General features: G+C 39.2%; 10 protein-coding genes. 4 read left to right on the top strand and 6 right to left on the bottom strand.

The window, feature by feature from the left end; all coding sequences use genetic code 11:
- Positions 1 to 36 precede the first annotated feature (36 nt).
- From OZP13_RS15635 to OZP13_RS15610, 6 genes are all read right to left on the bottom strand, one after another.
- Positions 37 to 336, bottom strand: a complete 300-nt coding sequence (locus tag OZP13_RS15635; protein WP_269241048.1) for a nucleotidyltransferase family protein — start codon at positions 334 to 336, stop codon at positions 37 to 39.
- A 149-nt stretch (positions 337 to 485) separates the two neighbouring features.
- The gene (locus tag OZP13_RS15630) at positions 486 to 800 is read right to left on the bottom strand and encodes a helix-turn-helix domain-containing protein (protein ID WP_269241047.1); all 315 of its coding nucleotides are present in this window, start codon (positions 798 to 800) and stop codon (positions 486 to 488) included.
- Positions 790 to 981, bottom strand: coding sequence for a type II toxin-antitoxin system RelE/ParE family toxin (locus tag OZP13_RS18710; RefSeq protein ID WP_349293523.1), 192 nt, complete (start codon positions 979 to 981; stop codon positions 790 to 792). Before OZP13_RS18710 ends, OZP13_RS15630 begins: the two co-directional genes overlap by 11 nt.
- A gap of 235 nt (positions 982 to 1216) precedes the next feature.
- Positions 1217 to 1726: an acyl-CoA thioesterase gene (locus tag OZP13_RS15620; protein WP_281297778.1), complete on the bottom strand. Its 510-nt coding sequence runs from the start codon at positions 1724 to 1726 to the stop codon at positions 1217 to 1219.
- Between the two features lie 175 nt (positions 1727 to 1901).
- Positions 1902 to 2285 (bottom strand): DoxX family membrane protein, encoded by a 384-nt coding sequence (locus OZP13_RS15615; RefSeq protein ID WP_281297777.1) that lies wholly within the window; start codon positions 2283 to 2285, stop codon positions 1902 to 1904.
- Positions 2286 to 2289: 4 nt separating this feature from the next.
- Complete coding sequence (locus OZP13_RS15610; protein ID WP_281297776.1) at positions 2290 to 3438, bottom strand: DNA polymerase III subunit; 1149 nt, start codon at positions 3436 to 3438, stop codon at positions 2290 to 2292.
- A 1425-nt stretch (positions 3439 to 4863) separates the two neighbouring features.
- Between OZP13_RS15610 and OZP13_RS15605 the strand changes: the two genes are divergently transcribed.
- The 4 genes from OZP13_RS15605 (at position 4864) to OZP13_RS15590 (ending at position 12320) form a co-directional block, all read left to right on the top strand.
- Positions 4864 to 5307 carry a hypothetical protein gene (locus OZP13_RS15605; RefSeq protein ID WP_281297775.1) on the top strand — a complete coding sequence of 148 codons (444 nt, stop codon included), beginning with the start codon at positions 4864 to 4866 and terminating at the stop codon, positions 5305 to 5307.
- Positions 5308 to 5380: 73 nt separating this feature from the next.
- Positions 5381 to 6670, top strand: coding sequence for a hypothetical protein (locus OZP13_RS15600; RefSeq protein ID WP_281297774.1), 1290 nt, complete (start codon positions 5381 to 5383; stop codon positions 6668 to 6670).
- Positions 6671 to 6769: 99 nt separating this feature from the next.
- Entirely contained in the window at positions 6770 to 8239 is a 1470-nt protein-coding gene (locus OZP13_RS15595) for a T9SS type B sorting domain-containing protein (protein ID WP_281297773.1), read from the top strand.
- A gap of 1 nt (position 8240) precedes the next feature.
- Complete coding sequence (locus OZP13_RS15590; RefSeq protein WP_281297772.1) at positions 8241 to 12320, top strand: PorP/SprF family type IX secretion system membrane protein; 4080 nt, start codon at positions 8241 to 8243, stop codon at positions 12318 to 12320.
- Positions 12321 to 12395 lie beyond the last annotated feature (75 nt).

The raw sequence follows: 12395 nt of genomic DNA, 5'->3' as shown, positions 1-12395 counted from the left end.
GAACTCAAAATATCATAAAGCCAAGTTTTAATGGTATTATACATAAATCAATTTTTTATTTTGATTTACTGTTTTTCTAAAATAGGGGTTTTTGATGGCTTTTTCTTCCAATAAATCAACGTTTCTTTTTAGAATATTTTCGAGTGAAAATTTAAGATCATAATAATTGTCGCCATATTCCAAAACGTCTATGGGTTCAAAATCGACAATTAAATCGACATCACTTTCAGCGTTAAATTTATCCGTTAAAACAGACCCAAAAGCATACAAAGATTTGACCTTATGCGTTTTGCATAAAGTTAAGATGTCTTTATTTAGTCTTTCTATTAGGTTCATTTTAGTGAAAATGTATTATCAAAAATACATAAAATAAGTTAGATTCTATTTCAATTTAGTGACACTACACAAACAATGCCTTCAATTCCGTAGCCTCTTCAGGTTTTATTTTTCCAGCCAAGAGCGAACTCAATTGTTCTAAACTATGTTTATTTAAGAGAAAAAGTCACTTTTTTTCCAAGACCAATTTCTAAAAGTTTATACAATGTTGAAAGTTGTATATCGCTATGTCCGTTTTCAATTCTAGAGATGAAACTTTTTTTAGTTCCTGTTTTTTCAGCAAGTTGTTCTTGAGTTAAATGGGCGAGAAGCCTTTCTTCTTTAATCATTTCGCCAATTGAAAATGCTTTTGCTTTAATTTCAAATTCGGCACGTTTTATAGAGCCTACTTCTCCATAACGCTTGTCCAAATGTTCTTCGAATGTTGTGGTGTTTTTTATCTTTGTTTCCATTTTATTTTTCATTAAAATACTCGTTTTTTAATTTTTCTGCTTTGTCAATTTCAGATTTTGGTGTCTTTTGTGTTTTCTTTTGAAAACCGTTAAACAATACCACCAAGCGTCCGTCGTCAAAACAGCAAAATATTCTATAAATATTGCTGCCAAATTCTACTCTAACTTCATAAAGACCATTGGTCCCCTCTATGTGTTTCAGGAATTTTCTGGGAACTCTTTCAATTACAGTTATTAAAAAAGGACTTCATCAATTTTATCTTTCACTTTTTCGGTTTGTTTTTCAAAGAAATCCTCGAAGTGGTTCTTGTAAAAATGAATTTGTCTAATTTTTTCCATCAAGCAAAGTTAACTAATTATGGAACAATAAAGGATGTGTTTTTGTTAATTTTTCTCGAATTTTTAGAAAGTCGTAAAAATGGTTTGTTCTATACAAACAACGCCTTCAATTCCGTGGCATCGTGAGGATTCAATTTTCCAGCCAAGACCAAACTCAATTGTTTTCTTCTCAAGGCATCATCATAACGGTGTTTTTCGAGTTTGCTAACGGGAATAATATGCGGTACTTCAACGGGTTTTCCGGATTCATCTACCGCCACGAAAGTATAAATGGCTTCGTTCGATTTGGTTCTTTGGCCCGATTCACGGTCTTCGATCCAAACGTCAAGGTAGATTTCCATTGAAGTCTTGAACGCCCTGGACACTTTTGCCTCAATGATAACAACGCTTCCCAGGGGAATAGCCTTGTTGAAAGCCACGTGGTTTACCGAAACGGTCACGGCAATTTTTCGGGAATGTCTTCCTGCCGAAATGCTGGCCGCACGATCCATTCGGGCCAATAATTCGCCGCCAAAAAGATTGTTCAAGGCATTGGTTTCGCTTGGCAAAACCAAATCAGTCAATATGGTCAAGGATTCGGATGGATGTTTTGGATTCATAATATATCAGTGTAAAGGGTTTTGCCACGAAGACACAAAGTCGCAAAGTTTTTATTCTTATTTTTTGTCATTCCGCAGGAATCTCAGATAGTTGCTTGAGTTTGTTGAGATTCCTACGGAATGACAAACTAGCGACCCATAGTTTTTTTTGCCACTATTATTGAAATTGATTTTTTTAATTCAACCAATACACCGCCATCACGGCAGGAATAAAGTAAATAACGATGGTTCTGGCACCGTCATAATCTTTGACCAATCGTTGTCCGAAGAGCATCATCAGTAGCGTAATACAGGAAAAAATGGCGCCATAGAGGCCAAAAGTTCTGCCGTTATTTACTAGGAGTTCAATACTGCCCACGATGCTCAAAATTCCTGAAACCAGTTCTAAAATCACAAGATAAACCAGTGCCAAATTGACCCAATTTTTGAGTCGGGTTTTGGCAAAATGTTCCTTTAAAAAATCGACATTTTCTTGCCAATCAAAGAGTTTTTCATAAGCCGAATGTATGAAAGTAAGGGCCAAAAAAAGTAATATCAAAATGGAAGCAATGTTATTCATGCACTTATTTTTTGTGTATTAAACGGGTGAGTTTGATGGATAAATCGGTCAGGATAATTTTGGCGTTTCCGTTGCGCTCGATATGGTAAATGGCATCAGACAATTCCTGGAATATTTCGTTGATGTTGTTGCCGTTGACAAAAGGCGCAAATTTGGCTATCGTGAAATTCTCGATTGTAGGTTCGATGTAAACCAAACTTGGCGTTTCATAATTGTGCAGCAAGGCTTGGCGGAAAATATCGATGCAATATTGCAGGAATTTCTTTTGGGTTTCTCTTCCCAAAGCGGCAATTTGTTCGCTCCATTGAATCAAATCGGCGATTACGGCCGCATTTCCTTTGGCTTTGAAAGCTGCACGAACCCAAACCACGAACCATTGTTCGAACGGGAATTCGTCGTTGTCGTCTTTGAGCAAGTGCAGGGCTTTGTTGTAATTGCCTTGTGCTTGATGGGCTATTTTCGTGGCCAGTTTTGGGTCGATATTTTCGGTGGAAATCAAGGCGTCGGAAATGACTTTTTCGCTTAATCCAATGAAATGCAAGACTTGACAACGAGAACGTATAGTTTGAATAATGTCTTCCTCATTTTCGGAAATGAGGAGGAAAATGGTTTTTTCCGGTGGTTCTTCGAGTAGTTTCAATAACTTGTTGGAAGCGGCGGTATTCATTTTGTCGGCCATCCAAACAATCATGATTTTATAACCTCCTTCATAGGATTTTAACGAAAGTGATTTCAGGATTTCCTGGGCATCATCCACGCGGATTTCGCCTTGTTTGTTTTGAACTCCTAAAACGGAATACCAATCGAACAGGCCTCCGTAGGGATTTTGGGCAACAAATTGTCTCCAATCCCCAATGAAATCAATGCTTTTGGGTTTTGTTTTCACGTCTTCGGTGCTTACCGTTGGATAGACGAAATGCAAATCGGGATGCGAAATTTTTTGGAATTTAAGATTGCAACTTTCATTGGCACCCGAGTTTTCCCCGTTCTGGTTGTTGCACAAAATGTATTGGGCATAAGCTATTGCCATTGGCAAAGTGCCGCATCCTTCTGGTCCCACGAACAACTGTGCGTGGGGAATCCTTCCTAAATCGGCACTTCGTGTCAAATGATTTTTGATGTGATCCTGCCCTAAAATTTCTGAAAACTGCATAAGGCAAATATAAAAGAAAATGGACTAGTCTCGAAATTTAGATTGCAAAGTTTTAAGAAATGGAGGATTTTCAATTTTAGAAAACCACCACTTGAATAAATTCGGGTCTATCGGATTAAGGGTTCTCTTTTTTGATGTTTTTAATTTTTAGGAATTGTAAGGCATTGGAGGTAAAAAATTTTTAAATTTTGAAGTTGTTGAAACTTTTATTTTGTTGAATTTTTGTGTGAGCATGATGAAAGCTAGATATTCAAGGTCCAAACAGTTACTGTCGTTGTGTCAAATCTATTGAGCAACGATCTGAAGTTATCCCTCCACGCATTTGTTGTTTCCATTTTATATCGCACATTAGAAAGTAATAGGTTAAAATATTCCTCTCAATCGGCATTTTTTTGCAACAAAAAAGACTTTTTTCTTACAATTCAACCTAAACACTTTAGAATCGAAACCTGCATCAGCATTTAAAAAAAACATCAACGAGTATATTTGCTTGTTCTAATGTATCCGTTACTAATTTAAACTGAATCTCAATAGTATAAAGATCGTTATGGTTACCGCCACAGGGTTTGAAATTGCTAATGGAAAACTTTGTCTATCATTCAAATAAAATGTTAATTTTTTTGCGTTTCGTTCTGTCTTGACGCCTTACATCTTGGCCATCTTGATTGCTGCTGTATGGCTTGCATCAAATCGACGCTCGAAAGGTCTAATTTTGATTTATTCTTTTCTAAAATACTTACCCAACTTTTCTTCTAAATATCTGTCGTACACCATTTACGATGCTGATACCAAAAACGATTGCCAAGTCAATTGATTTTGATAAAATGAAGATTTTACGGAAAGTCGATACCCTTGAACTCCTTTTTTTTAGCTTATATAGAATTGGATTTACTATTTCTTCCAAAGGACTGTTGCTTGAAAACCTCTATTTGTCAACGGTAGATAAGGAACAATTACACTTTTAATTATTTGACTGTCCAATACTAATATTAATCCGAATTTTTGTTAGTTTTAAAAAACAAAATTGTTTTTCTCTTAAAACCAGTAATAAAATTTAGGTTCCTTAGGGTTAAAAACTTAATTTTATTATACCTTTGTCAGGTAGATTGTACTAAAAGTTGATTTTGAAATAATTATGTTTAGCAACACAAATTTCATCACCCCCTTTTTTTGTTTTTCAAATAAGTTTAAATCATTTCACTATGTTAAAATGAGAGCATCATTTTTTTAACACATTTTAATTAGGCTTATTAATCTTATTAAATCATTTTCTTTCGCCCTCAAAAGCTCGGATTAAATGCGTAAATATTCGATATTTAGTGATTTTTTATATGATTTGTAATATTTTTAACATACAAAAGTATAATATTAATTGTAAATTAAATTTTGTTTTGTAAGTTTGTTTATCCAATTAAAGCTTAACCCATGAAATCTAGAATTACCATTACCTGTATTATCCTTTTATTAGGATCCGCAGCAGCTTTTTCTCAAAGTAGAAATGCACCCCAAAGTATTATTAGCAGGACGGCAATCATAAAAAAATATTATGATAAGAAAGAATTGTCCGAACTGCCAAAAGGCATCTTGTTGGATTTGTGCGTTGAACGCGTAGGAGTTCTTGCCAAAACATTGCCATATATTGCTTTAGCCACAAAACCCGGCATTACCATGATTGATTTTGGAATTCCGTATACTTCCGATTACAGAAAAGCCTATGAATCGCAGGAAGAAAACACTAAAAATTATCTCGAAATAACGAGTGATTACCAGAAAAAGATTTTGCCTTATGCCGACAAGGACGATTTGATAAAAGCGATTCTGTTTTATGAAAACATCTTGAAATCATTGCACGAATTTGACGATATGTAATTCGTTTAAAATATCATTTTTTTAAGGTTGAAAAATTGGAGAATAAATGCTGAAAAATTATAATTTTTAAGTTATGAAAAAATCAATACTAATAGTAGCTTTATTTCTTTTGGTAGTTTGTGATATCAATGCACAACAAGAAAAAGGAATCACGGGATTCAACAGCTGGTTAAACAATTGGACTGAATTTAAGCCCAATAAAGTTGTTTATGATGAGGTAAACCAGATTTTGACTGGTAACATTATTGTAAACACCAAGTTGTATAAAAAAAATGTATATCTATTGCAAGGCAATGTTTATGTAACAAACAATGCCACTTTGACAATTGAACCCGGGACAGTGATAATGGGAGATTATGAGTCTAAAGCTTCTCTTATTATTACCAAAGGAGCTTCAATAGTTGCGGATGGCATCGAAACTGACCCGATCGTTTTTACTTCCAACAAAGCCGTTAGAAAATCGGGTGACTGGGGAGGGATAATTATTCTTGGCGAAGGGCCGACCAATAAATTTGGGAATATTTCTTCGGTAAATTTTGATACAGATGCTATTTTATCAGCTTATGGAGGGAATAATCTAGCCGGTAATTCTGGAATTTTAAGATTTGTGAGAATAGAATTTGCAGGAGCAAAAGTAAAAGGTGGCGATAATTTTAATGCCTTGTTATTGGCAGGAGTGGGCAACAAAACCATATTTGAGAATGTAATGGTGAGTCAATGTGCCGGCGATTCTTATGAAATACTGGGAGGAGATGTCAAATTGAACAAGATGATTTCTTTTAAATCAAGCAGCGACGATTTTAAATTTAATTATGGCACACAATGCTATATCGAAAATTCATTGGCCATTCGTTCTTCTTATTTGACAAACAGCGCGGGTTCTCGTTGTTTGAATGTGCTTTCCTATAATAAAAAAGAAGAAGTTGATTTTACCAAAAAGCAAACTTTTGTTACGGCAAGAAATTTAACATTGGTCAACAACAGCGAAAATGTCAAAGCCGATACAGAATCAGGCCTAATTAAAGAGGGCGTTTACATTGCCGAAAATGCTTCGATCGATTTCAAGAAAAGTGTAATCTCTGGTTTTAATCCAGCAATCTTGTTGGATAGAGCAATCTATATTAATGATGAAAATCTAAAGAAAATAAAATTGGAACATATGTATTTCAATTTATGCAAGGGAAATATTTTTGTGGCGGACAATTCTAACAACGAAGATTTAGAAAGTTGGTACGGGAATGCCGCTTTTGCCAATGTCTATTCCAAAGCCGAGAACAATGTGACTTTTATTGATTTCATGAATGAAAAAAGGCCAGATTTTAGATTACGTATAGGTGGAATACAAGTTTCAAGCGAAGATTAAATAAAAACAAAGAAAGATGAACGTTTTTGTAATAATTGAGCCGTAATTTTTATAAAAAAAATATTTATTTAAATTGCGGCTAAGTAACTATTTTAGTTGATGAAGATTTCCATTGTAAATAAATATTTTTATTGTTTTTTGTATTTGGTTTTGTCTTTAACCACAACAATTCATAGTCAAACCATCGCTCCTCAAACGTTAGTTTTCAGTAAAATTTGTGCGGGTAGTTTTAATCAATTTGATGCCACATTCAATTATGGAGGTTTTCCGGCATCCACTACTTTTGAAGTCCAGCTTTCAGATAATTTAGGAAGTTTCACCAATCCCGTTAGTACGACAACCTTGTCCGTAACCGATGTAACGACTAGCCAAAAAACGATAACATTTGCAGTGCCCACAAATTTAGTTGGATCGGAAAATTACAAGTTGAGAGTCAAAAGTTCCACGGGATTCGCAAGTGGTAATTTTTCCATAAAAGACCCCAATAACACGAGCGGCACTTTGTCCTCCTTTCCGGCATATTTCAAGCCATTTGAAGACGTTTATTATATTAACAACAGACTATCAACCGCCACTATTTGCACGGGCGGAAATGTTACTTTATCAATAGACAACCCAACGCCAAACATACAAAACTCCTCGCCGGCAAATTATCCGAACATAAAGTACAAATGGTACAATGGAACGTCTGTTATTGCCGGACAAACTGGGCCAACATTATCAGTAAACACGGCAGGCACCTATTATGTCGCCATTGATTATGCTTCTTGTACCGATTCTAATTCTCGTTCCAATATCGTAACGGTTTCTCAAGTTGCCGGAGGAACATCGGGAGCCATATCCTCCAGTTTGGGAAACCCTTTTTGTTCAGGAGGGAATCTTACAACACTTAGTTCAGCGGCCGGAAATTCGCACCAATGGTATAAAGACAACGTCAAAATAAATGGAGCAACCGGCATAACTTATATGACAAATCAACCAGGGTTATATTCCGTGGTCATTGATTTTGGAGGGTGTAACAATACCTATTCTATTGATTTGAAAGATTTTGAAATTACAAGTTCCATAAATATCTCCGAAACCAGTGTTATTATAGATGGAGAAACAAAGAACGTTGTTGTAACCACAAATGCCGTGAATCCCACTTTTGCATGGTATAAAAACGATATCCTAATTTCAGGTATCCAAGGAAATACTTATGGCGTGACCAGTGAAGGAAATTACAAAGTTGCAATTACCCAAAATTCAGGATGTGTCCTTGTGGACGAAATTCTTTTCGACGTAAACTCGGTCGTAGATTCCAATGTTGTCGACATTCCCAATTTGATTAGCCCCAATAGTGACGGAATAAACGATACTTGGGTAATCCCACAAGAGTACAGCGCTGGCAGCAACACGGAGGTAATGATAATGAGTGCCACCGGCGAGGTTGTATTTAGCTCCAACAATTATTTAAACAATTGGCCCGAAAGCCCCATTGATTTTAAAAGCGTAAACCCCGTTTACTATTACATCATAAAGACACAAGGCGGCAAAGAAAAAAAAGGATCCATAACTCTAGTGAAATAACATGAAGAAGTATTTTGTAGTTGTATTCTTTTTTTTATTTGCCAAGCAAATGCTTTATTCGCAAGAGGATGGAGTGGTTTCGTTTACACTACCCATACGAAACTCTTTAAAGTTCAATAGATACATTATCAATCCAACATTTAGTTTTGTCAGGGAACAAAATCCGTACATCAGTTTGTACAATAAAAGACAATGGACCCCATTTGAAAATGCGCCACAAACTTATTTATTCAGTTATTCAGGAAGATTTAGGGAAAATGAAGCCGTTGCTTTTGGCGTGTTTCAGCAAAATTACGGCATATTAACCACTTTTGGGGCTATAGCCAATTACGCCCACAATGTTCAACTTCAAAATGACGGCAATCTTACTTTTGGGGTTAATTTAGGATTCTACAAAAGCGGTTTCAATGAATCAAAAATAATTACAAATTACCCTGATCCGTCACTGGAAAACATACCATCAAATACTTTAATCACCGTAAATCCAGGAATAAATTACGGAACTGCTTTTCTCGATTTTGGTCTTTCGGTAAACAACTTGGTTTTATATAATCTCACTACTTCCAAAATAGTGGAAGACGATCCTGAAAAAAGCATTGAAGCCCATATTATGCATACAGGATATATTGACAGCTATGGTTTTTTCGACAGAAGTAAATTTTCAGGTTTACTCAAGACCGAGTTCAAAAAAGACAAGACCATAATTTCAGGATTGGCCATGCTCAGCATGCCTATAGGAATCTGGGCACAAGCCGGGTATAACACCCTGTATGGAATTTCCGGAGGAATAGGCATGAACGTTACACAAAACATCGCTTTTGAATATAATTATGAAACAGGAACAGGTGATTTGTCCAATTTTGGAGCTTCGCACGAAATTGGTTTAGCTTATAAATTCAAAAGCAAGAATAATTCATACGTTGACGAGGACGATGAAGGAGCTGTAATTCCTCCTGCCGATAGCAGAAGAGTAGCTTATTCACCACCTAAACTAACACCAGAAGAGAAAGCCCAAAAAGAACAACTTGCAGCCGAGGTCAAGGTGAGAAGGGCGGCTGTTGCCGAAGCCAAATTAGCGGCTGAAGCCAAAGCGAAAGCAGATGCTCTTGCAAAAGCCAAACTGGCTGCAGACGCCAAAGCGAAAGCTGATGCCCTTGCCCAAGCAAAACTGTCCGCTGACGCCAAAGCTGATGCCCTTGCAAAATCAAAATTAGCCGCAGACGCCAAAGCGAAAGCTGATGCCCTTGCCCAAGCAAAACTGTCCGCTGAAGCCAAAGCCAAAGCTGATGCCCTTGCCCAAGCAAAACTGTCCGCTGACGCCAAAGCTAAAGCTGATGCCCTTGCAAAAGCAAAATTGGCCGCAGACGCCAAAGCTAAAGCTGATGCCCTTGCCCAAGAAAAACTGGCTGCTGACGCCAAAGCTAAAGCTGATGCACTTGCAAAATCAAAATTGGCCGCTGAAGCCAAAGCCAAAGCCGACGCTCTAGCCCAAGCAAAACTGGCTGCTGACGCCAAAGCTAAAGCTGATGCCCTTGCAAAAGCAAAATTGGCCGCAGACGCCAAAGCGAAAGCTGATGCCCTTGCCCAAGCAAAACTGGCCGCAGACGCCAAAGCTAAAGCCGATGCCCTTGCCCAGGAAAAACTGGCCGCAGATGCTAAAGCCAAAGCTGATGCCCTTGCCCAAGAAAAACTTGCCGCAGACGCCAAAGCTAAAGCCGATGCCCTTGCCCAGGAAAAACTGGCCGCAGATGCCAAAGCCAAAGCTGATGCCCTTGCCCAAGAAAAACTGGCTGCAGACGCCAAAGCTAAAGCCGACGCTCTAGCCCAAGAAAAACTGGTCGCAGACGCCAAAGCTAAAGCTGACGCTCTTGCCCAAGAAAAACTGGCCGCAGATGCCAAAGCCAAAGCCGACGCTCTAGCCCAAGAAAAACTGGCTGCAGACGCCAAAGCCAAAGCCGATGCCCTTGCCCAAGCAAAACTGGCCGCAGACGCCAAAGCTAAAGCCGACGCTCTAGCCCAAGAAAAACTGGCCGCAGATGCCAAAGCCAAAGCTGATGCCCTTGCCCAAGAAAAACTGGCCGCAGACGCCAAAGCCAAAGCTGATGCCCTTGCCCAAGAAAAACTGGCTGCAGACGCCAAAGCTAAAGCCGACGCTCTAGCCCAAGAAAAACTGGCCGCAGACGCCAAAGCTAAAGCCGATGCCCTTGCCCAGGAAAAACTGGCCGCAGATGCCAAAGCCAAAGCTGATGCCCTTGCCCAAGAAAAACTGGCTGCAGACGCCAAAGCTAAAGCCGACGCTCTAGCCCAAGAAAAACTGGCCGCAGACGCCAAAGCTAAAGCCGATGCCCTTGCCCAAGCAAAACTGGCCGCAGACGCCAAAGCGAAAGCCGACGCTCTAGCCCAAGAGAAATTGGCCGCAGACGCCAAAGCTAAAGCCGATGCCCTTGCCCAAGAGAAACTGGCCGCCAAAGCTAAAGCTGATGCCCTTGCCCAAGCAAAACTGGCCGCAGACGCCAAAGCGAAAGCCGATGCCCTTGCCCAAGAGAAACTGGCTGCCGAAGCCAAAGCTAAAGCTGATGCCCTTGCCCAAGAAAAACTGGCCGCCGAAGCCAAAGCTAAAGCCGACGCTCTAGCCCAAGCAAAACTGGCCGCCGAAGCCAAAGCTAAAGCCGATGCCCTTGCCCAAGCAAAACTGGCTGCAGAAGCCAAAGCGAAAGCCGACGCTCTAGCCCAAGAGAAATTGGCCGCAGACGCCAAAGCTAAAGCCGATGCCCTTGCCCAAGAGAAACTGGCCGCCGAAGCCAAAGCTAAAGCTGATGCCCTTGCCCAAGCAAAACTGGCCGCAGACGCCAAAGCGAAAGCCGATGCCCTTGCCCAGGAAAAACTGGCCGCAGACGCCAAAGCGAAAGCCGATGCCCTTGCCCAGGAAAAACTGGCCGCAGAAGCCAAAGCGAAAGCAGACGCTCTAGCCCAAGCAAAACTGGCTGCAGAAGCCAAAGCGAAAGCCGATGCCCTTGCCCAGGAAAAACTGGCCGCAGAAGCCAAAGCGAAAGCCGATGCCCTTGCCCAGGAAAAACTGGCCGCAGAAGCCAAAGCCAAAGCAGACGCTCTAGCCCAGGAAAAACTGGCTGCAGACGCCAAAGCCAAAGCTGATGCCCTTGCCCAAGAAAAACTGGCTGCAGAAGCCAAAGCCAAAGCTGCTGCATCGCAGAAAGACGAGATTGCAAAATCGATGGATAATATAGCCGTGTCATTAGAAAATGCCAAAAAGACGCAACAACAATTATTGACAAATTTGAATGCTACCGTATCTGCCAAGCAGAAAGATCTTCAGGACATGAAGGAGGAAAATGATTTAAGTGAACAAGGCATATTCAAGGAGCCGAAAGCATTCAAGAGCACTGCGGGAGAAAGCACTGCATTGGAAGCCTTGAATCTTCAGATAGCAGAGGTAAACAAAGTTCAAAATGACAAGATCAAAGAATTGGAAGGTTTATACAATCAAAGAATCAAGAAAGTATCAGACAAAAACGAGACCTTGAACCAATACTATTTGAAAACAATTGAAACACTGAAAACCGAGCAATCACAGGCAGTTCAGTCCAACAAGGATTTAGTTTCCTCCTTGGAAAAAATCAAGATTGCCACCGAAATAGAGAAGAAAAGAAGAATTAAAAAGGCTTCTTTTGTTAATGAAGGCGATCGATTTTCACAAGACAAAGCCACGCTTGCGCGCATAAAGGAAAGTACTCCTCGCAGCGCTGCTCCTTTAAAATCAGGAGATTTTGATTATGGTGAGGAACAGCCTAACATGCAAATTTTAAAAAGTATTAAAAATGTGGATAACGGTTTTTATTTAGTGGTGGCCGTTCATAGTGATGTTGCCAAAAGAGATGCGTTTTTGAAAAAGGCAGTAGCTGCCGGAGAGAATAGCATCAATTTCTTCTATGATGTTTCCAATAGTAAATATTATATTTATTATGACAAGTTTGAGAATATAGAAGAGGCTAAAAATGCTTTACAGTCTAAAGGAAGCACTCCTTACAACGGTAAAATGTCCATAGCCAAAATAGAGAATTAAGAAAATAAACCAGTTATAAAAAATAAAGAGTTGCGTTAGTTTATGAATCAAGGGGATGCCCTTTCCTTGATTTGT

This window comes from Flavobacterium limnophilum (genome assembly GCF_027111315.2).
In the GTDB taxonomy this organism is placed as follows: domain Bacteria; phylum Bacteroidota; class Bacteroidia; order Flavobacteriales; family Flavobacteriaceae; genus Flavobacterium; species Flavobacterium limnophilum.
This window is presented reverse-complemented; position numbering and strand designations above follow the sequence as displayed.